Origin of the sequence: Arachidicoccus terrestris (genome assembly GCF_020042345.1) — a bacterium.
Classification (GTDB): Bacteria; Bacteroidota; Bacteroidia; order Chitinophagales; family Chitinophagaceae; genus Arachidicoccus; species Arachidicoccus terrestris.
In genome coordinates this window covers 3,500,540-3,522,974 of record NZ_CP083387.1, presented here as the reverse complement: position 1 = coordinate 3,522,974, position 22,435 = coordinate 3,500,540, and the positions used below count along the sequence as shown (strand labels likewise).

Genomic DNA, 22,435 nt, shown 5'->3' with positions numbered 1-22,435 from the left:
TTTTTATCATTCACCATAATTCGTTATCGGACAACTGTAACTTTTAATACATTGATAAAGACACAAAACAACAAATATCGATCTTAAGCAAAGGTATGCGGCTGTAGTCGGCAGAAATATTTATCGTTCCTAAAGAGCAAAACGGGTCACACTACATGGGCCCGTTTCTTCTGTTTTAAACATATGATCGAAAAATGCGCTCGTTTCTACAACGACACGCCCCTTTTCCAAGGAATAAAGTCATACTGGCGATTCCTTTCAGCGGCAATCTCAATTCTGCCACTGGCAACATCAATGACATAATCTAAGATGCGGGCTCCTGCCTGTTCAATAGTCTCCTCTCCTTCTATCACGGTACCGGTATTGATATCGATAATATCCGGCATTTTTTCTGCAAGCGCCGTATTAGTAGCCAGCTTAATGACCGGGGCAACCGGATTACCGGTAGGCGTACCTAAACCTGTAGTAAAGAGTACGATATTGGCGCCTGCACCTACTTCAGCAGTACAGGATTCTACATCACTGCCGGGTGTGCAGAGTAAATTGAGTCCGGGTTTGCTTTGCCTTTCAGGATAGTCAAGCACATCCGTTACCGGAGACGTACCCCCTTTTTTCGCAGCACCGGCTGATTTGATCGCATCAGTAATCAGGCCGTCTCTTATGTTACCAGGGGATGGATTCATATCAAATCCCGATCCGACGGCAACAGCCCGATCGTTATATGTTTTCATAAGATAAGAGAACCTTTCCGCAGTCTTCTGGTCCACACAACGATCACTCAGGTTTTGTTCCACACCGCAGAGTTCTGGGAATTCCGAAAGAATAACAGAGCCGCCCATCGCTACTATTAGATCCGAAGTATAGCCGATGGCGGGATTGGCAGAAATACCGGAAAAGCCATCACTGGCACCACATTCAAGGCCGATGCATAGCTTACTGAGTGATGCAGGTTGCCTTTCATTCTGATTGGCCTGCATAAGCCCGGCAAAAGTCTGCTTTAGCGCTTCACTTAAAAAAGTCTCCGTAACACCGATTTTCTGTTGCTCAAGTATATATAAAGGCTTATCAAAGTCGGCAGCCCGCTTCTTAATTTCTGCCTTAAGGATGCTGGCCTGCGCATGTTGACAGCCAAGGCTGAGCACGGTTGCGCCAGCCACATTAGGATGAGTTATATAACCTGCCAACAGGCCACATAAAGCATCTGAATCTTCCCTTGTACTGCCACAACCGCCGGTATGACTCAAAAACCTGATACCGTCTACATTTTTAAAGAGCCGTTCTTTCTTAGGGGCTGTAACTTCATGGGCAAGATCCGCTGATAAGATTTCTTCAACACTTTTACCGTTTTTATAAAGATCGATGAGTTGGACAGACTGCATATCGACGGTTTCTGTTTTACCATAACCCAGATCTTCCACCAGTGCCTTTTCCAGTTTCCCCAGATTCTTATTCTCACAAAACACCAGTGGGATGACCAACCAATAATTCGCCGTTCCTACCCGACCGTCACTTCTATGATAGCCCATAAAATGCTTCCCCTCAAAGTTCGTGGTATCGGGCTGGTGCCAGTCCAGATGTCGCTCGCCAATGGTAAAGTCACTAGCAGCATGTGCCAAATTGCCGAGATTAATAACTTCTCCCTTTGCTATCGGCTGTTTGGCCTTACCCACCAAAACACCATACATAAATACCTGTCCACCTGTTTCCAGGTCTTTTGTTACAAACTTGTGCTTGGCTCTTACCGTGTCTTTCAACACGTATTCATTGCCTCCAAAGGTCACTGTATCGCCCTTTTGCAGGTCTTGCAGTGCCACTAGTACATTATCCTTGGGATGTACCTGTAGAACTTTTCTCTTACTCACCTTATATAGTTTATTTAATGATCAAAGTTGTTGCCTTACTATCAGGCATTGGCCAGTGCCCGGTCCAGATGCACGTACCCGCCATCTATATGGAGCAATTGTCCGGTTGTATGTGATGATTTTTCCGATAGTAGAAATGCCGTAGTATTGGCAATCTCTTCCGCAGTGGTCATCCGGTTACCCAGAGGAATCCTGCTGGTGATATCGGCGAGTTTTTCCTCAGAATCAGGCAGGGCCTTAATCCACTGTTCGTATTGAGGCGTCCAGCACTCTGCCACCACAATAGCATTAACCCGAATCTGGTATTTGAGCAATTCCACTGCCCATTCTCTTGTCAGGGCATTTCTTGCGCCATTGGCCGCTGCATAGCCGGACGTATTGCCCTGGCCTACCTCTGCGGTTTTTGAAGAGATATTAACAATACTACCCTTAGAGGCGATTAGCGCTGGTAATGCGTAATGAACCAATAAGTAATAATGGACAACATTTTTGTGTATCGATTCAATAAAACCCTCATAGCTGCCTTTCTCCAGTCCAACACCGTCATTATGGCCGGCATTATTGACAATACCATCGATCCTCCCAAATGCTTTCAACACCTCATCTATGACCTTTTTACTATTTTCCGGGTTATTGAGCTCCGCTTCGATCGCATAACCTCTACCGCCAGCCTGGATAATCTCATTGAGCTTCTTCTGATTGTCGGTCGCTTTTCTACCCACAATGACAACTTGGGCACCTTCCTGAGCTAGTAATAAAGCGATAGCTGCTCCGATACCTTTCGCTCCACCTGTTACAATAACCACTTTATCCTTCAATCCTAAATCCATAACACGCAATTATAAATGTTGATTAAATATTAATATCGTAGAACCTGATCGCGTTGCCGCCAAATATATCGTCCCTTTGCGACTCACTGAACCCTTCAAAATAAACGGCCAATGTCTCCAGCCATTTAGCATAACTAGTTGCAAGCAGGCATACCGGCCAGTCACTGCCAAACAAAAGACGTTCTGGGCCGAAAGCCTCCAATACAGTGTCTAAAACTGCCTTAAGTTCCTTTGGCTTCCAATGAAGCCAGTCCGCCTCTGTTACCAACCCTGATACTTTACAATAAACATTCTTGTTGGCTGCCAACTGACTAATATTTTTTTTCCAATTCAAGATATCGCCTGTTCTTAGATCAGGCTTTCCCATATGATCCAGCACCAGCCTTCGTCCACCTTTTTCCGAAAGGCGGTTAACCATGGGAAGAAGGCCTTCAAGTTGGTTATGATATACCAAAAGATCATAGGTATACCCCTTGTCAAGGATACGGGCAACACCATTCTCAAAAAGACCATCTTTCAAAAAAGCCTGGATATCTTCTTCCCCCTGCAAAATATGGCGAAAGCCCTTAAGTAAAGGCTGATTGACATACAATGCAAGCGTTTGATCGAGATCGTTACTTTTAATATCCACCCAACCGACAACCCCTTTAATAAAATTATTTTTAGCGGCCAGTGACAGCAGAAAATCTGTTTCATTTAATGACTGATCTGCCTGGACAGCAATGCAGCCATCTATTTTATTTTCCTTCAGTAAGGGCGCAAGATCGCCTGGCAAAAAATCTCGCCGGATCTTTGACATATCCTCCGATATCCAGCTATCTCTCACAGGATCGTATATCCAGAAATGCTGATGTGCATCAATTCTTTCCATAAGACACTGCCGTTTGTCTGGAGCTACCCAATCCTTCTATACCTAATTCCACCGTATCACCCGGTTTAAGGTACCAGGGCTCGGGGTTCATCCCCAGGCCGACACCTGCCGGAGTACCCGTGGAAATCACATCTCCTGGCAACAGTGTCATAAACTGGCTCAGGTAACTCACCAATTGCTGGACATTAAAAATAAAGTCAGAGGTGGAAGAGTCCTGCAGCCTTTTGCCATTGACGTCTAACCAGAGATGCAGATTATTTGGATCGGCAATTTCGTCCTTTGTAGCCACATATGGGCCTAAAGGCGCAAATGTATCGCAACCCTTGCCTTTTACCCATTGGCCGCCCCTTTCAATCTGAAATTCTCTTTCGCTATAATCATTGAGAAGCGCATAACCCGCTACATAGTCCAACGCTTCATCCTCCTCCACATAGGAGGCTTTTTTACCAATAACCACCGCCAGCTCTACTTCCCAGTCTGTTTTTACAGAGCCTTTTGGTATGATGACATTATCAAAAGGACCACAGAGTGCTGTCGTTGCTTTAAAAAACACAATCGGTTCTTTAGGAATCTGGGCACCAGTCTCTGCTGCATGCTTTGCATAATTCAGTCCAATACAAATAATTTTCGATGGCCGGGCTACTGCACTACCCCACCTTTCATTATCTGCGACTTCTGTCAGTTTTCCCTCATTTTCTTTTATATAAGCAGCCAGTTTTTCCAATCCGCCATTCTCAAAGAATTGTTCATTATAATCCTGTCCAAACCCAGAAGTATCATAACGTTTGTCTCCTATTAAAACACCGGTCTTTTCCTGACCTACTGCACCAAATCTTATCAGTTTCATATTTTTACTTATTTTTCTTTCCTGGAAGTATGGAAGCACGCATTTCGACGTTCGACATCCCATACATATTTTTCATGTATTAATTATTCAATTTAATAAAGCCGCCATCGATGGGATAATCACAACCAGTAATAAAGCCTGCTTCATCACTGCATAAATATAAAATCAGATCTGCAATCTCCGTCGGCGTGGCCATACGGCCAATTGGCTGTGTGGCGGAAAGTTTCTCAAACATTTCTTGTTCTTTGCCGGGATAGTTCTTTGCTAAAAAACCATCCACAAATGGCGTATGAACCCTTGCCGGAGAAATGCAGTTACAACGGATTCCCTGTTTCACATAATCTTTGGCGACAGATAACGTCATAGCCAGTACCGCACCTTTGCTCATAGAATAGGCAAAACGATCAGGGATACCTACGCTGGAAGCAATGGAGGCCAGGTTTAAGATCACACCTTTTTTTGTTTCCAGCATACGATTTATCGCAGCCTGCATAGAGAGATACACACCTTTTACATTCACCTGATAGATCCGGTCAAAATCCGCCTCAGTTGTACCGACCAGATTACCAATATGGGAGACGCCTGCGCTATTGACTAAAATGTCGATTGTTTCAGGTGAGGCGTACGCTTTCTCAACAGCTGCCTGATCTGTAACATTGACCAGAAGCACACTGGCTTTTCCACCCTTTTCTTTAATTTGTCTTTCTGTTTCTCTTGCACCCGGCTCATTCAGATCCACAATCCAAACATGAGCACCTGCCTGGGCAAAACTGAGCGCGGTAGCCTGGCCAATCCCGCTGCCGGCACCTGTCACCAACGCATTTTTGCCTGTCAAACTAAACTTCATATACTGTTCTTTATAAAATTAGTGTTTTACGTTAAACATCTTAAGTTAGACTTCCAGAGAAAATATCTCTTCCATCAATATCCATTTTTGACCCGGCGCCGCCCCGGGAAGTCCCTGCTGATACTTCCACATCAGTTCTTCCCATTCTATTACTTTTGGATTAGCATTGTCAGCGGCAGCCTTCTTTTCAAAGCTGAAACGGTCGTTTACAGTCATCTGCATAAAAAGCCGATTACCTGTTCTGTATATTTGCATAAACTGAATGCCGCTCTCTTTTATACTCGTCAGTACCTCTGGCCAGACATTTTTGTGATAGGCCTCATATTCTCTAATTAGAGCCGGATCATCCTTTAAATCCAATGCTAAAGCATATGTTCTCATAATCTTTTCTATTATTTTCTCCTGTTAAACTAATGTTTGGCAAAATCCACCTTTACATCTGTGTCACTATCTACCATACCACTATTATATCCCTTCCATCCATACCAGGCCACGATCAGAAAACATGCCATAGGTATCACATAAGACGCAGCGGTGGAATAACGATCGGCCAGTATCCCCATAACATAAGGAACAATTGCTCCGCCAACGATAGACATAATCATAAATGAGGCCGCCTTCTTCGTATGCGAGCCCAACCCTTTGATTCCCAAAGCAAAAATTGTCGGGAACATAATAGATTCAAATAAGAATATAGCGACGAGTGCTCCGATGGAAATCCATTCCATATGTAATAAAACGACACCACAAAGCACAACATTTACAATTGCATATATGGACAAAAGTACCTGAGGGGCGATGGTACGCATAAGAAATGTTCCAAGAAAACGTCCTCCCGCAAATAAGATCAGAGCCAGAGAAAGTAATTTAGATGCCAGCGCGTTATCTATCTTAAGGCCGCTCTCAGTACAATAATTAATAAATAAAGCCGCTACGCCAACCTGAGCAGCGATATAAAAAAACTGCGCTACGACGCCAAAGATAAAATGCGGATGGGCTCCCAATGGCTTTTTATCCTCTTCACTGGTCAGATGCTCGGCTTCCGCCTCCTTAATCTCCGGCAATTTTGTCTTAATAAATAAGAAAGCAATCGCCAAAACTACAACACCAATAACTAAATAAACGCTCTTTACCGAATCCAGGTTATCGCTGTTACCATGAGAGAAAAAAAGCTGGCTGGCAAGGATAGGGCCGAAAAAAGATCCCAGGCCGTTGAAACACTGGCTTAAGTTCAGACGATTCGCCGATCTGGCAGGATCTCCTAAGACGGTCACATAAGGATTAGCGGTTGTTTCCAGGCAGCCGCAACCGGCAGCCAGAATGAACAATGCCAGCAAAAAGAAATTAAAATTAAAGGATTCTGCCGCCGGATAAAACAGAAAGGCGCCGATAGCGAAGAGCAACAGTCCAAAAATGATCCCTTTTTTGTAATCAAACTTATTTACAAAGACGCCAATAAGACCCATCAAAAAATAAGCACCAAAATAAGCAGCCTGCAACAGTGTGCTCCGGGTTTTGGTCACCTGCAACGTTTCCTGAAAATGCTTATTGAGGACATCCAGGAGGCCATAAGTGAAGCCCCAGATGAAGAATAGCGAAGTAACCAGTGCAAAAGCAAATAGATACTTATTTTTTGACATATTACAATTTTGGGTAAGTTAGGAATTAAGTCCGATTTTGATATCCAAAGTAATTATAATAATTCAGTAATCTGATGTCATTTCTTGGCCAATTCTTATGTTATATTAACATGAGCATCCGCAAAATGCCCCTAAATGATGTAATATAATTGGATAATACAGAGGTTATTGTTTTTTGTGTGCCAATTTGTAAGGATTCCGCGCTGATTTTTTTATTTTTGTCGTTCAACTCGAAAAAAGAGAAGGTAGGAAAGCATGAAAAAGATTGAATTAGAAATAATTGCCTTATCACATAGTATGTCCGGTACTCAATCATATGCCGTTGTATTGGGTGAGGTAAACGGGCTGCGTAAATTGCCAATAGTCATAGGCGGCTTTGAGGCACAGGCTATCGCAGTGGCCCTTGAAAGAATGAAGCCTACCCGTCCTTTGACACATGACTTGATCAAAAATATTACATCTGCCTTTAATATTGAAGTGCTGGAAGTGATTATCAATGATTTGCAAGAGGGTGTCTTTTATGCGACTCTGGTTTGTATGAACGATCATCAATCTGCAGAAATTGACAGCCGTACCAGTGATGCGATCGCCCTGGCAGTTCGCTATGGCTGTCCCATCTATACCTATGAACATATTCTGGACAGCGCTTCGCTGGAAATGAATACTTCATCCGTAGGTACCTCGGAAACATATACGGCCGGTCAACCGGAAGAACAGAAAAAAGAAAATGATCTTTCTCATTTAAGTTTAGTTGAATTGCAGAAAATGCTGGATCAGGTATTGGAAGCTGAAGATTATATTAAGGCTGCTGCTATCCGTGATGAGATCAATATGCGTAAAAACAAATAGCAGTCATCCGATTAAAATCTGGAACCATGATTGTCTCACCGGGCGCAAAAATTAATCTGGGACTCTATATTACAGCCAAAAGAAGCGATGGCTTTCATGATCTATTGACCTTTTTCTATCCTATTCCCTTTTCCGATAGCCTAGAGATCATCCCGATGTCTGCGCGTACGCAGATAACAGATTCTTCATTATGGGCCAAGAAGCTGCCACCCGCCGAAGCTGATTTTCAGCCCTCCGACATTCCAGGGCTCCCGATTAAATATAGCGCCTCGGGGCTCCCTGTACAGGGCTCATTAGAGAGCAATCTGTGTGTTAAGGCATACAAATTGCTTAAAACAGATTACCCTGCGCTTCTGCCGGTAGCCATGCATTTGCATAAAAGTGTACCTATGGGCGCCGGACTCGGAGGAGGTAGCGCCGACGGCGCCGCTACGCTCAAAATATTAAACCAATTGGGCAACCTGCAGCTGTCGGAAAAACAATTGCATGCTTATGCAGACAAGCTGGGCAGTGACTGCCCTTTTTTTATTAAAAATGAGCCTCAGGTAGCAACCGGAAAGGGAGAAATACTTGTTTCTGCGCCATTATCGCTCGAAGGCTATACCTTGCTACTTGTATGTCCCCATATCCATGTACCGACGGCAACGGCTTTCAAGCAAATAAAGCCTCAGGCAGGGCCAACCCGGGAAATTTTACTACAGATCATAGGATCAGGCCCTGAAAACTGGTCCGGACAGCTTCATAATCAATTCGAACATGCCGTTTTCAGGCAGTTTCCAGCCATCAAAGAAATCAAGCAGACGTTATATGATCTCGGAGCGGCATATGCCAGCATGACTGGCTCAGGCAGCTCAGTATTTGGTATCTTTAAAACAGCAAACACCCCGGTTGAGGAAGCCCTTCTTCCCTTTGAAAATTATTATGTGGGTAGCTGGCAATTATAAACAGTATACCACCCAAAAACGGGAAACACTTTATCCTCTCAAGTCTGTTGCGGAAAAATGAAACGGCAGCAGATCCATGGAATCCTTCACCCGGATGACACTGCCCTCTTGTCCCGACAACAGCAAAAGCACGGGTTGCCCAAACCGCAACTGCTGCTCCTGCAGTGCCTGCCGGCACATGCCACATGGGGCAATCGGCGCCTGGTCCTTACCGCCGGGATTATAATAACTTATGGCCATCTTTAATAAACGGATGTCAGGATGAACAGAAGAAATAGTCGAAAGCAATACTCTTTCGGCGCAAATACCAACCGGATAGCTGGCGTTCTCCTGATTGGTACTTTCTACAATCATACCGTTTTCCAGCAATCCGACGGCAGCGACCCCAAAATTTGAATAGGGTACATAGGCATGATGCGCCCGCTGTCTGGCACGCTGTATTAAAGCATTTTCCTCAGGCGTTAAGTCATCTATTGAATCAAAGTAATCATATGCAAATTGGTAATGTTTCTCCATAAATAAATTTTAAAGCCTGTCTCTGCTGAACGGCTGGTTATAAATCCAATTCCTCTATTCACAGCAAATTCAGCCGACAGACTGATAAGCTGATATCTTCGCCTAATCAAATTAGGCTATTTTAGTGAAACAGTGAGCAATTTTCAGGCAAAAACATAAAATTAACCAGCTTGCTAATATGCAATTACCGAAAATGGTACGCCAACCGGCCTTACATGGTCATCACCTATCAGTTTGCTTCGAGCAATAGAATCATTGGAAGAAATAGACAAACTATTGCCAGAACTGTCAATGAACCCAAAGGCCAATTCTTATCGGAGCATGATTGCGTGATAATAATGTATTGGCAAAGAAAATCCGCCTGCTTGACCACCTTTCAATTAAGTAATATCTGGACGGGCGTTCCAGACGGATATCTGCATGATATTTTAAAATGTGAAGACAATGCTCTACCGCTTAGCTGATCCGTAGGATTAAAGCTGAGTTTGTGAGAGTTAACCACGGAAAACGCATTCTTCTCAACTTCAACCTGTTTCGCTCAAATAGTGTAGTTATGGCTGTGCATCTTTGTTATGCTTAAGGACTTTTGCCTCAATGTAAAATATGATTTCTTCTGCAATATTTTTCACCTGATCCCCCACCCGTTCTAATTTGCGGATAATGGAAAGGATATAAAGTGTTTCGTCAATTTCTGAAGGGTGCTCGGCCAAATATGTTTTTGTAAAATTAATCGCCTGAAAGTTCACTTCATCCAAAAATTCATCTCTTAAAAAAATACTCCTTGCCAGAATCGTATTCTCATGTTCGAAGGAAGCAAGTCCATCTTCTAAAATAGATATACCAACCTCCAGCATCTGTAAGACTTTGGATTGCTCAAGCAAGGTGGATGCAAACTTAGTTTCTGTATGGATGATATATTTAGCAATGCCTTCCGCAATATCTCCTATTCTTTCCAGGTTGTTATTAATTTTCAGTACCGCTAATATAAATCTTAAGTCAATAGCGACAGGTGTCCGGAGTGCCAGGATATTCTCGCAATCACGGTCAATTTTCAATTCATAGCCGTTTACCCGTTTTTCCTTAACCACTATTTCACGGGCCAGATTCTTATCAAAATTCTTAAGCGCCGTTTTGGATTTCTGGAGTTGCGCTTTAACCAGGTCGCCCATATTGACAAGTTCTTCTTTCAGGCTCTTTATCTCAAGTTCTATCTGTGCCATAGTTTGCTAATTTGGAAATAGACCATTAACTGAATCTACCGGTTATATAATTTTGTGTCCGTTGATCTGCAGGGTTGGTAAACATAAGGTTTGTTTCATCGTATTCGACCAGTTCTCCCATATAGAAGAAAGCCGTCTTATCACTGACCCTGGCTGCCTGCTGCATATTATGGGTGACGATGATCAGTGTATAATTCTTCTTCAGCTCTTTAAATAGCTCCTCTACCGTAGCAGTAGAAATCGGATCCAGGGCCGAAGTCGGTTCATCAAATAAGAGCACTTCCGGTTGCATTGCAACAGCCCTAGCGATACAGAGACGCTGTTGCTGACCACCCGAAAGAAAAGTCCCCTTTTTCATCAGGGAGTCCTTAACTTCTTTCCAAAGAGCTACCTTCGTCAATGACTCCTCCACGATCCTTTCTCTATCTGACTTAGAGAGTTTTATCCCATTGAGTTTATAGCCGGCAAGGACATTATCATGAATGCTCAGATTAGGAAAAGGATTGGGCCGCTGAAACACCATACCAATTTTAAGACGTACAACAATCGGATGCATCTCCATCACATCTTCATCGTTTAGCCATATATTCCCGTCGGCATGTGCACCCGGTACCAGTTCGTGCATTCGGTTAATGCCTCTTAAAAAAGTGGTTTTCCCACAACCCGAGGGACCCATAACAGCGATAACGCTGTTGCGCGGAATGTCCATGCTCACGTCTTTGACGACCTGATTCTCCCCAAAATAGGCATTATAGTTAATTGCTTTTATAATTGTACTTTCCATTTTCTCGTCATCAATTTTGTAAGAAGATTAAGCGCCAGGACAAAGACCAGTAACACCAGTGAAGCGCCCCAGGCGAGATTTTGCCAATCCTTATAGGAACTGGTCGCATAATTGAAAATCAGCAAAGGTAAACTTTGCATCGGCTTTAATAAATTGGTTTCTATGAAAGGATTGCCAAAGGCAGTAAACAGCAAAGGCGCCGTCTCTCCGGCAATTCTGGCAACAGAAAGCATTACCCCTGATATTATTCCACTAAATCCACAAGGAACGATCACTTTCAGGATCACTTTATGAGTAGGCATGCCCAGTGCATAAGCTGCTTCCTTAAGTGAATCAGGAATCAGTTTAAGTGTTTCCTCTGTGGAGCGGATAATAATGGGAAACATCATTATGGCCAGGGCAATACTGCCCGACAATGCCGAGAAACCTCCCATTGGCCGCACAATCCAAAAATAGGCAACAATTCCGATCACAATGGAAGGCACTCCCTGGAGAATATCTACGCAAACACTTGCCCAATACGCGATTTTACTTTTTTTATTTTCGCTCAGATACACGCCACAGAGGATACCAATGGGAACGGCGATAACAGTTGCCACGACAATAATAATCAGGGTCCCCAACAGCGCATTGGCGACGCCACCACCTGTTTCTCCAACGGGTTTTGGAATATTTGTTATAAAATCCCAGTTGATAGCTGTTATCCCCGATTTTATAATGTAGATCAGGATAAAGGCCAGCGGAAGAACGCATAGAAAGGTCAACGCAATAATGACGCCCTGCATCGCTTTATTCTTAAAAATCCGGAGTTTTAATCGATCATTCATAGGGTAAATTATATCAACCATTGTTGCTGGTCGCGCGTTTGATAATTTTTTTGCCTATTAGGTTTATAACAAAAGTCACCAGAAATAAGAACAGCCCCATTTCAATCAAGGCCGATACATAAATAGGGTGATCCGCCTCCGTGAATTCATTAGCAATCACACTGGCCATGGTATTACCCGGCGAAAAAATGCTTTTGGGTAGAAAATTCGCGTTCCCGATGAGCATAGTAACCGCCATTGTCTCGCCTATGGCTCTGCCCAGTGACAAAAGGATCCCCGCAAAAAGTCCTGATTTAGAATAGGGGACAATGACCTTGCGCAATACTTCCCACCGGGTTGCGCCTAATGCATAAGCCCCTTCCTTTAAGGAGGCCGGCACCATACGAATCATTGTCGTTCCCAGAGATGCAGCGTATGGGATAATCATAATCGCCAATATCAATGATGCAGAAAATAAGCCTACGCCGTTAGGCATAATCCCAAATTTCATTTCCAGTATCCTGATAATAGGAACCAGTACAAAGAAACCCCAAAAACCAAATATAACAGAGGGTACTGCTGCGATCAAATCAATAGTATTCTTGATAAAATTGGAAAAACCTCCTTTAGGAAAATACTCTCCGAGAAAAACGGCAATAGCTATTGAAAAGGGAACGGAAATAATCAATGCTAAAAAAGAAGTAATAAGTGTTCCCACCAGAAAAGGTAACGCACCAAAAATATTTTCTACGGGGTTCCAGGTGCTGCTCCAGAAAAAACGTGCCCCGAGTGACTGGATCGCCGGCAGAGATTGATAGAACAGCGTGGCCAGAATTCCAAAGACAATCAGTATAATCATTAAACCTGTAAAAGACAAGGTCTTTTTGAAAAATCTTTCCCTTCTGATTCCCTTACGTATTCGGCCCGGCCGTAACAGCCTTTCATTATGTGTACCTGCCTTTGTCTGGGGTACAACAGCGCTTTGCACCTGCGACGAAGCTCCAATGTCATGTATAACTGAATCCATTCTAAAATAGTTTTTTTGTTTCAGAGGCTTTAATACAGCCCCTTTACCTGGGGCCGTATCAGTCACCTATACCTATTTCCAACACCTGGCTTATTTTAAAATGGGCTGGCCATTGTAAGTCGCCGATTTTAAAATAGTTTCACCTGTAGCAACCGCTGCACCGGAAAGTGGCGCATAATCTAACTTGCTGCTAAATTGCTGTCCATTATGAATCATCCAGTTAATCAGCTGAACAAGCTGTGTAGCTTGTGCCTGCGTCCTATTGTTATAATTTTGTTCTTTGTAGATCAATACCCATGAAAAGCCAGAAATGGGATATCCTTGTGCAGCCTCCGTATTTGTAAGCAATACCTTTCCGTCCTGTGGGATATCGATGTCGGCTGCAGCAGTAACACTTTCAATAGAGGGCACTATAAAGTTGCCTGCCTTATTCTGAATGCTCGCATAAGGCATATGATTTTGGATCGCATAAGCCAGCTCAATGTAGCCAACACCGCCCGGAGTCTGCTTAACCAGTCCTGAAACACCTTCATTACCTTTACCGCCTAAGCCGATAGGCCAGTTAACAGAAGTGCCATTCCCCACCTTACTATTCCACTCGGGGCTGATCTTCGATAAATAAGAAGTAAATATAGCCGATGTCCCGCTTCCGTCTGAACGATGTGCCACGACGATATCAATCGCAGGCAAAACCACATTCGGGTTTACCGCCGCAATGACCGGATCATTCCATTTCTTTATCTTCCCTAAAAATATATCCGCAACGATACCAGGTGTGAGCTTTATAGAGTCTGTAAACCCTGGCAGGTTGTAACTGATAACAACCGCTCCGGCCGTGACCGGTATATGTAAAACATCTCCCTGAACCGCTTTCATCTGGGTTTCATTCATGGGCGCATCTGAAGCACCAAAGTCAATTGTCTTATGTGTCAATTGCGATATACCAGCGCCGGAGCCTACGGATTGATAGTTCACCTGGATTTTGGTCGAATCATGATAGACAGAGAACATTTTAGAAAATAACGGGTTATCAAAGGAACTTCCGGCGCCGATAATCCCGGCATTACCTGTACCAGAACTACCACCGTTACATGCAGTAAACGACAGGACTGTCACTATAGCCACAAATGCCAATATGCATGATCTGAATTGTATCTTTTTCATTTTTATTTTTATTTAATGTTTATGTTTTCTTAAGGCATGTGAAGCCCATTTACTTGATGCCTAAATCAAAATCTGAAGACTACTATTTTCCAAACACATAATGAAAGGTCAGCCGGTAGACCAGATCATAATCATGTTTTTCTACTCCGGTCAGATTAGCCTGCCTTCCATCGTAACTGTTATACCAGACATTGGGTATTATATGAACATTACCTACGGGTGTAAAGTCCAGTCCCGCAGTAATGAATTTTTCCTTCGTGTTAGGATCATAATGAGAAGAAAATCCTTGGTAGGTTTCATATTTTTGGTTGTCATAATGGCGATCCGGATTAAAAAAATCAATTCTGGAGAAGGCCATTAATTTACCGGGCAGTATACTGGCACGTCCAAAAAAAGAGAGACCGAGCGCATCGGCATTGAGTGTATCTGCACTACTGCCGCTGATGCCAGCAACATCATTCTGACCATGATTGATAAAGCCTTCTGCACCCAGTGCATATAACTTGTCAGCATAACCAATGAAAGCTTTGACCATATTGCGTGCATGATGCCAGCTATTCGTCCAATTCAACCGTTCATAATCCCCATACAGCTGAATCTTTAATTTTTTATCGAAAAAACTGGCCCATAAATCCCCATAAAACCATTTGAACTTATTATTTTCAGGGACAGCACTGGTGCCATTACCCACCATAAGGTCGTAGCCATAATTGCCTTCGTTATCAAATCTGCCCTGCAATGAAACGCCTAGATCAAATGAAGGTGTCCTGCGAATATCCGCAACGGTTCTTTCGACGCTCCTATACCCCCATACTCGTTCGGAATTTGCAGAAAAAGCCGGTGTCATCGACTGTCCTAAGATTAAATCTGTCCCGCGCCAGATATTTCGCCAACGAAGATTTGCGTATTTGATATAAAAAGTATACTTATTATTGGTCAGTAAATCACCTGAAGTAGTCGTATTACCTGCTGCATTGGTATGTGTGACATTATCCTCCGCAGCCAACAAAATTTCCGTGGAAAACTTTTTACTGATATTATAATCATATCCTAGATAGATCCTTCTAAAAGCAAATGCATTCTCACTTTCTTTCATTCCGGTATACTGATTGGCACCTCCTCTAACCATAGAATCGCTATGTGCTTTTATTGCATAATCACCGAAAGCATATCCCCACAGGCGACCTGTTTTTGGGGTTCCGGCTGCAAAAGAGGAATCATCACTATTAAAAACCTGGGCTTTCAAGAAGGAAGATGTGCTGCAAATAGACAATAGAATAACAATTAGGTAATTACCTATCCTGATCATACGATTCTAATATTTGGCACAAAGAAATCAAGATTTAATTATCCCAATATTACCAGAAGGTTAACTTAATGTTACCAACAGGGTCCTAAACCTGCTTTGTTAATAGTTTAATGATGATAATTTAATACTGGAACGGCTTATAATCAATCCGTTTGGAAGCGAATTCCTACCTCGCCGATCAATCACACAATCCTCTATCTAAAATAAATTACGTGAGTCAGGATTTTAAATACTGGCAGATCTTAGCCGTTCTGTTAAATATCCGCCCTTATCGAACGCTCGACGGATCATAATGCGTTCCAATGACAGATCAACAATGCAACAACATTTTGTTAAAAGAATAAACAAGAAAAATGGCTGCCATACTGCTGTCACTCCCCTTTCTGTACTTTGCTATGGAATCATTAACTCTTTATAAATTAAAAATAACATTATGCGTCTTGCATCAGTTAGAATTATCGCAGGTGATATACAAAAAATGGTCGATTTCTATGAAAAAATCATGAACGTTAAACCTGTTTGGTATACCCCTGATTTTGCAGAAATAAAAACGCCGTCGGCCACCCTGGCGATAGGCAGTACCCAAACTCTCAAGCTCTTTGGAGCCGATAATATTATTAAGGCAGGTCAAAATAAAACAAGTATCATTGAGTTTTTTGTGGAGAACGTCGATAGCGCATTTAACAGACTCTCCAGTTTAATTACACCCTATATTATTCAATTTCCGACAAATATGCCTTGGGGCAATCGCTCCCTGTTGTTTCGGGATCCCGAAGACAACCTCATTAACCTGTTCACGCCAGTTACTACGGCAGCCATTAATAGATTGAATGGTATAGTTACATAGATGAACCATTTTTACCAGTAAATACAATCCTTGAAAGGATACAAGTAAGAGCCTGCCTTAGTAACACTATTGCTTACAAAGCAGGCTCTTACTTTTATATTATCTTATACAAGATATTTTTCAGTTATTCCGCCCAGCCGGATCAATTACACAGCCATTATTGAATAGACTTAAATATTCTTTTCCATCTAGGCCCATCTTGCCAGCTAAACCAGATCAGGGAAGCCTTTCCGACTATGGCCGTCTCCGGAACAAATCCCCAGTAACGGCTATCCTGGCTCCGGTGACGGTTATCCCCCATCATCCAATAGTAGTTATATTCGAAAGTATATTGATTGGTCTTTTTACCATCAATAACAAATGTATCGCCTTGCTCTTCCAGTGTATGGTGTTCGTAAGTATGAATAATTCTTCTGTAGATAGCAATATTCTTGGAAGTAAGGGTAACAGTCGCGCCTTTTTTGGGGACCCAGAGTGGCCCAAAGTTATCTGGTGTCCAACTACTATCCGTATGATCATAAAAGGGGAATAGATCCTTATTATTCTGGATCGCATAATGTACGCTCACAACATTCGGTAATTTTCTAATTTTTTCTATATCAGCTGCACGTACATCAAATTTATAAAGATTGGGGTTTTCCTGCTCCATCTCTGGTACATCCCCTTCGTTCACCGGTTCCAGTTTTACCTGTAATTCATCCCGCAGATAGGCATCTGAGAAAGAATTGCCATTGGTTGTTACCAGATATTCCATTTGAGATGTGGGTGGCACATAGGCTTTTTTGCCGTTGATATAGAGTTCTGTATTAATGATCTGTAGGGTATCACCCGGCACAGCCGTACACCTTTTGATATAGTTATCGGTCTTATCCATCGGATGTACCAGAATTTCATGTTCTGCTAATAGCTTTTGCCGGTCTCCATGGTATACATCCCGCAGTACTTGATAATAAGGATAGGCGGAACCAAAACCGGGCTCATTGATAATCGTATCTCCAGCTGGAAAATTAAATACCACAACATCATTCCTTTTAACCTCCGTAAAAGCGGGCAGGCGTTTATACGGCCAATGAACAGCCTTGGAATAGGAAGGCTGCGTAGTAGAAAAAGGCATAAAGTTATGAACAAAGGGGAAGCTGATGGGGGTCTCAGGAATTCTGGCGCCATAGCTCATTTTATTGACAAAAAGGAAATCATTGATCAATAGGGTTTTTTCCATACTTCCGGTGGGGATTACATAAGCTTCAAAGATAAATGTACGGATAATTGTCGCTGCCACCGTCGCAAAAACCAGGGCATCGATCCATTCGCGGATCGTCGTTTTCTTGTAAAGCTTTACGCCCTCAGGACCAATATACCTCACCTTATCAGAAAATCCGACATAGGGCAGAAAGACAAAAGGAATAATAGCTGTCAAAGCATGATCGATCAGGCTGAAACGTCCAAAATGCATGACAAAGATGATTGTAATCCAGATCGTAATGAACTGACCCGCAAAGGGCAGCAGCTGTAACCAAAACCATACTTTGCTAATGCCACATAGCTCACAAATGATCCAAGTATTATAAAAAGGAATAAACGCTTTCCATGGAGCGATCCCTGCCTTTTTAAACATTCCGTAGACGCCAATTGGCCATCCGACCAAATATAAAATCACGTATAGCCAACCCATACTTTCTTGAATTTTAACGTTAGTTCTCGCAAATGTAAGGGATTTCCATGTTGAACGGCCCGGCATCTGCAAAAAAGGTTTGATAATTTCCAGGAGTGGTTTTAACCCGTCCTTTATAAATATTCCCTAAAATAAACCAGTCATCTATTTATGCTCAAAGTGATACCCTCTTAAAAATTCGATAGCCGACATTTTCTTTTTACCAGCTAATTGAAGCTGATCAACAGCAATAAAACCATCCAGGCAACTGAACCCGAGATAGGTCTTTCCGTCTGTTGACAACTCGCCAGGTTTCAGTCCAGGCTTACCTACCTCAATATGGGCCTGATAGATCTTAAACATCTTACCATCCAACTCCGTATAGGCGGCCGGGAATGGCGACAATCCTCGAATCAGGTTAAAAATGTGCTGAGCAGGCTGATTAAAATCGATCCTGCATGTTTCTTTAAAGATCTTGGGAGCAGGCATCAGCACCGCTGCTTCTGGCTGTGGCCGCTCTTGTAATGTGCCCGTCACCAGGCCTTTCACAGTCTCAAAAACCAACTCTGCACCCGCTTGCTGCATTCTGTCATGAAGCGATCCAGCATCCTCGGAATTGGCGATGGGCATTTCCATTTGCAATAAAATGTTACCAGTATCAATGGCATGCTGCAACTTAAAGGTAGTGAGTCCTGTTATTTTTTCCCCCTCAATAATAGCCCAGTTAATAGGTGCAGCTCCCCTATACTGCGGCAAAAGAGATGCATGGAGATTGACCGTCCCCATGGGAGGCATATTCCAGACCACTTCGGGCAGCATTCTAAAAGCCACGACGATTTGTAAATCAGCTTTCAAACCAGATAATGCTTCCAGAAAAGCCGGATCACGGAGCTTTTCTGGCTGTAATACTGGCAGCCCTACACTGACTGCAAATTGTTTAACCGCACTGCTTTGCAATTGCATACCCCTCCCAGCAGGTTTATCAGGTGCGGTAACCACACCAACGACATTTAAATTCTCTTCCACCAGTCTTTTAAGCGTCGGAACGGCAAAATCCGGGGTTCCCATAAATACAATTCTGATATCTGCTAGTGCGGGCATTTTTTTTGTTGTGTAGTGATTAAAATTAAAAAGGTTTTAAACGCCCGCTTCAATTTTTGTCAGCAGTCATTTAAAACCTCCTTATCCTCCATATATATTTTACATACCGGGAACCAGTGATGAGGTCGACCAAGGTATCATAATGAGAATAAGAATAAGTGCGATAAGAAACAGCGTAGCTGCTTTACGGTGCTTTTTAAGATCAGATATGTCTTTTTTAGCCACTCCTTTACCAATAGTGATCAGCACGATAGCAATAATCATTGCCACAGGGTGTTCCACAAATTTGAATCTTAATGCCTCATTGGACATGATACCAGACTTGTCTGCCAGGGCGCTCAGATCCACAGCCAGTATTCCGAGCCCTACCAACAGTGTTATATGCGCACAGATCATTAGCCATAGCCCTAGTTTTTTATGAGCTTTGGCAAACGGTTTTTTAAGGTCCGCATAGTTCTTGATGATATTGACCAAGAGCAAAATCAAAATCAGCCAACGTAATAAGTTGTGCAGATCCAGTAATCCTTTTAGCATTTCTTCCCTTATTTGTTTAGAGCGAAATTACTCATTTATTTCCAAAACCGGCTTTTAAAAAGACAAAGTTTGCGCCGCATGGCGCTTTATAGTCAAAAGACATCAGTCTTTCCAGAGAAAGGGGAATAAAATCAAGGCCAACACGATGATCAATATGTCAAAAGCAATCAAGAGCCCGATAAAAGACATAAGTCCCTGATACAAGGCCGGAGAAAAAGCAATTTTAGATATTTTACCCAGTAAAAGTAGTTGCGGAACAATGATCGGGAATCCCATGACCGCCATCAGCGCTGCCTGTTGCTGAGCCTTGGCCGCGATCGCTGCCAGGAAAGTAAAAATAAAACTGAGTCCCAAGCCAGCCAGCAATGACAGCCCAATGAACTGCCACATATTATAAACAGGATTGCCCAATAGTAAAGTAAACAATCCCAGGCTCAGGATCGTCATTACCATCATCAGCAGCCCATTAAAAATGATTTTAGATAAGATAAAATCCCGGGCACCTGCAATAGCGTAAAAATACAACATCCTTCCTTTGGACTCCTGTAAGAAACTCTTGGCAACAGCATTGACAGCGACAAAAAGCTGGACCACCCAGAACATAGCATTCCATACCTGTTCTTCTGGCTGGCCCATCGTGATATAGATTACAAAGATGGTTGACGCAACATATAAGAAAATGCCATAAAGGGTATACTGCTGACGGAGTTCCAGCAGTAAATCCTTCTTAATGAGTGCAATAACATAACGATTCAAAGCTTACTGATTTGGATGTTTAGACGTTCAATTTGTTCGGTTGGATCAGGAGCGGACCTGACCTTTCATACCCTCTTCATAACATTTTCGACAACGGGGTTCATATTCATGTTTTTCACCTAAGAGCACCTGAGATTGAGCAGCTGCTTTCCTAAAAGAGATACTGGCGATATTACCACATTTTACACAGATCGCATGAAGTTTGGTAATATAATCCGCAATGGCCAGCAGGGCCGGCATGGGGCCAAAAGGGTTACCTTTATAATCCATGTCCAGCCCCGCCACAATGACCCGTACACCTCTGGCTGCGAGCATTTCACAGACATGAATGATTTCAGGATCGAAAAACTGCGCTTCATCAATACCTATTACATCTGCATCCTGAGCCAGCAACAAAATATGTTGTGAACTCTCTACGGATGTACTATGAAGGCTATTTTCGTCATGGCTGACCACCTCTTTCTCACTGTATCGTGTATCGACAGAAGATTTAAAGACTTCCACCTTTAAATGAGCGATCTGGACACGTTTCAATCGGCGGATCAGTTCCTCAGTCTTTCCGCTGAACATCGACCCACAGATCACTTCTATCCATCCCCTTCTGTCTCCTGTTAAACTTGGCTCTATGAACATATTAAAATCCCTTCTTTGGGGCGTTCATCTATATATTAACATTTTCCTATATAAAATAATGTAAATGAATCTCCCCACTGAGTAAATTCCTTTGTAACTTTAAAACTCGGATTAAAAGGTCAAAAATATTATATATTCAGGAAACCCTCTGCATTTGATTATGGAAAACCAGGAAATAAATCTGGAAAAAGTACATAGACTAATAGATTCATTACAATCTCAAGCCGCCGAAGGCAGTACACATAGCATGCTGTCTACTGCGCAACTGATTGTTGCTGAGCTTCAATATATACACGCAAATAAGAGCAATATACCTCATAAAAACGGCAATGTAAGCGTAGTTATGCCGTTTAGCGGCAAACCTGTTGTTAGTCATGTACCCTCGGAGGAACGCTCAGCTGCTGTTCGAGCAGGCAGTCCTTCCACTTTACAACCACCAACCATTATTACAGAAGCAAAACCCAGTGAGGCCGCTGATAATCATAGCTTTGGAAACATACCGGTGCCCCCGACCGAAATACTGACACCGGCAGCAGAAAAAAGCTTACCAGCACGCAACCATGATCCGGAACCAGTCCAGAAAGAACTGTTTCCTCTCGCAGAAGAACAAGAGGAAGCCATCTCGCCTCTAACGGCAACTGAATACCCCACCAGTGTCCCAAACAACAGCCCGGACATTCAGCAACATCCTGAAATACCCCCTGTTTTCACCGACTCTTCAGCGCGTAAATCTGAAACCGGGGAGCAGATAGTACAGCAACCGGCAGCTTCAATACAGGTGCCGGTTGAACAAGCGCCTGATTTTGACCAAAATACACCACGTCAGGTATCTAACCCGCTGCAGATCACGCAGACGGAAGAAGAGAAAAAAAGGCATCTGGCCTTTATTTCCGATAACTTCAGCACTTGGGCCGATTATGGCATGGCGGGAGAAGCGCCCACACTCGTTCAAAATCAACCACTCATAAAGGATCTTAGTTCCAGTCACAATAATAATTATCAGCAGCAACAATACAGAGAACTTAATGAACAATTGGGACAGCCGCAGGAAGAATGGGCTCACAAAATGCAAAGTACGCCTATTGAAAACCTCTCCAGTGCCATTGGTGTGAACGACCGGTATCTTTATATCAGTGAACTATTCCGTGGGGATGAGTCGATGTATGAGCGCAGTATCATCACGCTGAATAAGTTCAATAATTTTCACGAAGCACATGCCTGGTCAGAAAGAGAGCTTCGACTGAAACTCGGATGGGACACACAAAATCCTATCACGCAACAATTTGAGCAACTTATCAAAAGAAGGTTTATGTGACCGGGGCCAGAACAGAGAATTGCTTGTTGCCGCTTAAAGGCAGATATATAATCAGACAGCCTGCATACGATACAGATATCGT

The 22,435-nt window shown here is 42.9% G+C and carries 23 protein-coding genes; 4 read left to right on the top strand and 19 right to left on the bottom strand.

Translation table 11 applies throughout. From position 1 onward, the window contains the following. Nucleotides 1-206 precede the first annotated feature (206 nt). The 7 genes from K9M52_RS13770 to K9M52_RS13740 form a co-directional block, all read right to left on the bottom strand. A complete protein-coding gene (locus K9M52_RS13770; protein ID WP_224069010.1) occupies nucleotides 207-1,862 on the bottom strand; it encodes a UxaA family hydrolase in 1,656 nt (551 codons plus the stop codon). Nucleotides 1,863-1,903: 41 nt separating this feature from the next. After that, nucleotides 1,904-2,692: an L-fucose dehydrogenase gene (locus K9M52_RS13765; protein WP_224069009.1), complete on the bottom strand. Its 789-nt coding sequence runs from the start codon at nucleotides 2,690-2,692 to the stop codon at nucleotides 1,904-1,906. Between the two features lie 22 nt (nucleotides 2,693-2,714). Continuing rightward, the gene (locus K9M52_RS13760) at nucleotides 2,715-3,563 is read right to left on the bottom strand and encodes an amidohydrolase family protein (RefSeq protein WP_224069008.1); all 849 of its coding nucleotides are present in this window, start codon (nucleotides 3,561-3,563) and stop codon (nucleotides 2,715-2,717) included. Continuing rightward, entirely contained in the window at nucleotides 3,550-4,410 is an 861-nt protein-coding gene (locus tag K9M52_RS13755; protein ID WP_224069007.1) for a fumarylacetoacetate hydrolase family protein, read from the bottom strand. The genes K9M52_RS13760 and K9M52_RS13755 overlap by 14 nt, the downstream gene beginning before the upstream one ends. Nucleotides 4,411-4,489: 79 nt before the next feature. Then, on the bottom strand, nucleotides 4,490-5,257 hold the full coding sequence (locus K9M52_RS13750; protein ID WP_224069006.1) for an SDR family NAD(P)-dependent oxidoreductase: 768 nt from the start codon (nucleotides 5,255-5,257) through the stop codon (nucleotides 4,490-4,492). A 45-nt stretch (nucleotides 5,258-5,302) separates the two neighbouring features. After that, the gene (locus tag K9M52_RS13745) at nucleotides 5,303-5,638 is read right to left on the bottom strand and encodes an L-rhamnose mutarotase (RefSeq protein WP_224069005.1); all 336 of its coding nucleotides are present in this window, start codon (nucleotides 5,636-5,638) and stop codon (nucleotides 5,303-5,305) included. Between the two features lie 29 nt (nucleotides 5,639-5,667). Then, nucleotides 5,668-6,897, bottom strand: coding sequence for a sugar MFS transporter (locus tag K9M52_RS13740; protein ID WP_224069004.1), 1,230 nt, complete (start codon nucleotides 6,895-6,897; stop codon nucleotides 5,668-5,670). A 255-nt stretch (nucleotides 6,898-7,152) separates the two neighbouring features. On the opposite strand from K9M52_RS13740, the gene K9M52_RS13735 reads away from it, so the two are divergent. Together K9M52_RS13735 and ispE are read left to right on the top strand one after the other, a co-directional pair. Further along, the gene (locus tag K9M52_RS13735; RefSeq protein WP_224069003.1) at nucleotides 7,153-7,746 is read left to right on the top strand and encodes a bifunctional nuclease family protein; all 594 of its coding nucleotides are present in this window, start codon (nucleotides 7,153-7,155) and stop codon (nucleotides 7,744-7,746) included. A 26-nt stretch (nucleotides 7,747-7,772) separates the two neighbouring features. After that, a complete protein-coding gene (ispE, locus tag K9M52_RS13730; protein WP_224069002.1) occupies nucleotides 7,773-8,690 on the top strand; it encodes a 4-(cytidine 5'-diphospho)-2-C-methyl-D-erythritol kinase in 918 nt (305 codons plus the stop codon). Nucleotides 8,691-8,720: 30 nt separating this feature from the next. On the opposite strand, the gene K9M52_RS13725 is transcribed toward ispE, so the two are convergent. From K9M52_RS13725 to K9M52_RS13695, 7 genes are all read right to left on the bottom strand, one after another. Further along, complete coding sequence (locus K9M52_RS13725; RefSeq protein ID WP_224069001.1) at nucleotides 8,721-9,206, bottom strand: cytidine deaminase; 486 nt, start codon at nucleotides 9,204-9,206, stop codon at nucleotides 8,721-8,723. A 551-nt stretch (nucleotides 9,207-9,757) separates the two neighbouring features. Further along, nucleotides 9,758-10,426, bottom strand: a complete 669-nt coding sequence (phoU, locus tag K9M52_RS13720; RefSeq protein ID WP_224069000.1) for a phosphate signaling complex protein PhoU — start codon at nucleotides 10,424-10,426, stop codon at nucleotides 9,758-9,760. Nucleotides 10,427-10,451: 25 nt separating this feature from the next. Beyond that, entirely contained in the window at nucleotides 10,452-11,210 is a 759-nt protein-coding gene (gene pstB, locus K9M52_RS13715) for a phosphate ABC transporter ATP-binding protein PstB (RefSeq protein WP_224068999.1), read from the bottom strand. Then, entirely contained in the window at nucleotides 11,192-12,037 is an 846-nt protein-coding gene (gene pstA / locus K9M52_RS13710) for a phosphate ABC transporter permease PstA (protein ID WP_224068998.1), read from the bottom strand. Before pstA ends, pstB begins: the two co-directional genes overlap by 19 nt. A gap of 13 nt (nucleotides 12,038-12,050) precedes the next feature. Further along, nucleotides 12,051-13,043 carry a phosphate ABC transporter permease subunit PstC gene (gene pstC, locus K9M52_RS13705; RefSeq protein WP_224068997.1) on the bottom strand — a complete coding sequence of 331 codons (993 nt, stop codon included), beginning with the start codon at nucleotides 13,041-13,043 and terminating at the stop codon, nucleotides 12,051-12,053. A 90-nt stretch (nucleotides 13,044-13,133) separates the two neighbouring features. Next, nucleotides 13,134-14,207 carry a phosphate ABC transporter substrate-binding protein PstS gene (gene pstS, locus K9M52_RS13700; protein ID WP_224068996.1) on the bottom strand — a complete coding sequence of 358 codons (1,074 nt, stop codon included), beginning with the start codon at nucleotides 14,205-14,207 and terminating at the stop codon, nucleotides 13,134-13,136. 82 nt (nucleotides 14,208-14,289) lie between these two features. Beyond that, entirely contained in the window at nucleotides 14,290-15,516 is a 1,227-nt protein-coding gene (locus tag K9M52_RS13695; RefSeq protein WP_224068995.1) for a hypothetical protein, read from the bottom strand. A 433-nt stretch (nucleotides 15,517-15,949) separates the two neighbouring features. Here K9M52_RS13695 and K9M52_RS13690 point away from each other — a divergent pair, with 433 nt between their 5' ends. Continuing rightward, on the top strand, nucleotides 15,950-16,363 hold the full coding sequence (locus K9M52_RS13690) for a VOC family protein (RefSeq protein ID WP_224068994.1): 414 nt from the start codon (nucleotides 15,950-15,952) through the stop codon (nucleotides 16,361-16,363). A 157-nt stretch (nucleotides 16,364-16,520) separates the two neighbouring features. Here K9M52_RS13690 and lepB read toward each other — a convergent pair whose 3' ends face one another. The 5 genes from lepB to K9M52_RS13665 form a co-directional block, all read right to left on the bottom strand. Next, nucleotides 16,521-18,035 carry a signal peptidase I gene (gene lepB, locus K9M52_RS13685; RefSeq protein WP_224068993.1) on the bottom strand — a complete coding sequence of 505 codons (1,515 nt, stop codon included), beginning with the start codon at nucleotides 18,033-18,035 and terminating at the stop codon, nucleotides 16,521-16,523. A 144-nt stretch (nucleotides 18,036-18,179) separates the two neighbouring features. Continuing rightward, nucleotides 18,180-19,115 carry a methionyl-tRNA formyltransferase gene (fmt, locus tag K9M52_RS13680; protein WP_224068992.1) on the bottom strand — a complete coding sequence of 312 codons (936 nt, stop codon included), beginning with the start codon at nucleotides 19,113-19,115 and terminating at the stop codon, nucleotides 18,180-18,182. A gap of 99 nt (nucleotides 19,116-19,214) precedes the next feature. Next, the gene (locus tag K9M52_RS13675) at nucleotides 19,215-19,649 is read right to left on the bottom strand and encodes a hypothetical protein (protein ID WP_224068991.1); all 435 of its coding nucleotides are present in this window, start codon (nucleotides 19,647-19,649) and stop codon (nucleotides 19,215-19,217) included. A 102-nt stretch (nucleotides 19,650-19,751) separates the two neighbouring features. Further along, a complete protein-coding gene (locus K9M52_RS13670) occupies nucleotides 19,752-20,405 on the bottom strand; it encodes a heme exporter protein CcmB (RefSeq protein WP_224068990.1) in 654 nt (217 codons plus the stop codon). 45 nt (nucleotides 20,406-20,450) lie between these two features. Continuing rightward, nucleotides 20,451-21,038, bottom strand: a complete 588-nt coding sequence (locus K9M52_RS13665) for a thymidine kinase (protein ID WP_224068989.1) — start codon at nucleotides 21,036-21,038, stop codon at nucleotides 20,451-20,453. A 160-nt stretch (nucleotides 21,039-21,198) separates the two neighbouring features. Here K9M52_RS13665 and K9M52_RS13660 point away from each other — a divergent pair, with 160 nt between their 5' ends. Then, nucleotides 21,199-22,353, top strand: coding sequence for a hypothetical protein (locus K9M52_RS13660; protein ID WP_224068988.1), 1,155 nt, complete (start codon nucleotides 21,199-21,201; stop codon nucleotides 22,351-22,353). The last annotated feature ends 82 nt before the right edge of the window (nucleotides 22,354-22,435 follow it).

Bases quoted from the DNA above. Each gene is read 5' to 3' on its own strand.
- K9M52_RS13755 (WP_224069007.1), bottom strand. From the start codon at position 4,410: ATGAAACTGATAAGATTTGGTGCAGTAGGTCAGGAAAAGACCGGTGTT.
- pstB (WP_224068999.1), bottom strand. From the start codon at position 11,210: ATGGAAAGTACAATTATAAAAGCAATTAACTATAATGCCTATTTTGGG.
- pstA (WP_224068998.1), bottom strand. From the start codon at position 12,037: ATGAATGATCGATTAAAACTCCGGATTTTTAAGAATAAAGCGATGCAG.
- K9M52_RS13750 (WP_224069006.1), bottom strand. From the start codon at position 5,257: ATGAAGTTTAGTTTGACAGGCAAAAATGCGTTGGTGACAGGTGCCGGC.
- pstS (WP_224068996.1), bottom strand. From the start codon at position 14,207: ATGAAAAAGATACAATTCAGATCATGCATATTGGCATTTGTGGCTATA.
- K9M52_RS13665 (WP_224068989.1), bottom strand. From the start codon at position 21,038: ATGTTCATAGAGCCAAGTTTAACAGGAGACAGAAGGGGATGGATAGAA.
- K9M52_RS13690 (WP_224068994.1), top strand. From the start codon at position 15,950: ATGCGTCTTGCATCAGTTAGAATTATCGCAGGTGATATACAAAAAATG.
- K9M52_RS13725 (WP_224069001.1), bottom strand. From the start codon at position 9,206: ATGGAGAAACATTACCAATTTGCATATGATTACTTTGATTCAATAGAT.
- K9M52_RS13675 (WP_224068991.1), bottom strand. From the start codon at position 19,649: ATGCTAAAAGGATTACTGGATCTGCACAACTTATTACGTTGGCTGATT.
- K9M52_RS13760 (WP_224069008.1), bottom strand. From the start codon at position 3,563: ATGGAAAGAATTGATGCACATCAGCATTTCTGGATATACGATCCTGTG.
- K9M52_RS13765 (WP_224069009.1), bottom strand. From the start codon at position 2,692: ATGGATTTAGGATTGAAGGATAAAGTGGTTATTGTAACAGGTGGAGCG.
- K9M52_RS13660 (WP_224068988.1), top strand. From the start codon at position 21,199: ATGGAAAACCAGGAAATAAATCTGGAAAAAGTACATAGACTAATAGAT.
- K9M52_RS13695 (WP_224068995.1), bottom strand. From the start codon at position 15,516: ATGATCAGGATAGGTAATTACCTAATTGTTATTCTATTGTCTATTTGC.
- phoU (WP_224069000.1), bottom strand. From the start codon at position 10,426: ATGGCACAGATAGAACTTGAGATAAAGAGCCTGAAAGAAGAACTTGTC.
- pstC (WP_224068997.1), bottom strand. From the start codon at position 13,043: ATGGATTCAGTTATACATGACATTGGAGCTTCGTCGCAGGTGCAAAGC.
- ispE (WP_224069002.1), top strand. From the start codon at position 7,773: ATGATTGTCTCACCGGGCGCAAAAATTAATCTGGGACTCTATATTACA.
- K9M52_RS13745 (WP_224069005.1), bottom strand. From the start codon at position 5,638: ATGAGAACATATGCTTTAGCATTGGATTTAAAGGATGATCCGGCTCTA.
- K9M52_RS13735 (WP_224069003.1), top strand. From the start codon at position 7,153: ATGAAAAAGATTGAATTAGAAATAATTGCCTTATCACATAGTATGTCC.
- lepB (WP_224068993.1), bottom strand. From the start codon at position 18,035: ATGGGTTGGCTATACGTGATTTTATATTTGGTCGGATGGCCAATTGGC.
- fmt (WP_224068992.1), bottom strand. From the start codon at position 19,115: ATGCCCGCACTAGCAGATATCAGAATTGTATTTATGGGAACCCCGGAT.
- K9M52_RS13740 (WP_224069004.1), bottom strand. From the start codon at position 6,897: ATGTCAAAAAATAAGTATCTATTTGCTTTTGCACTGGTTACTTCGCTA.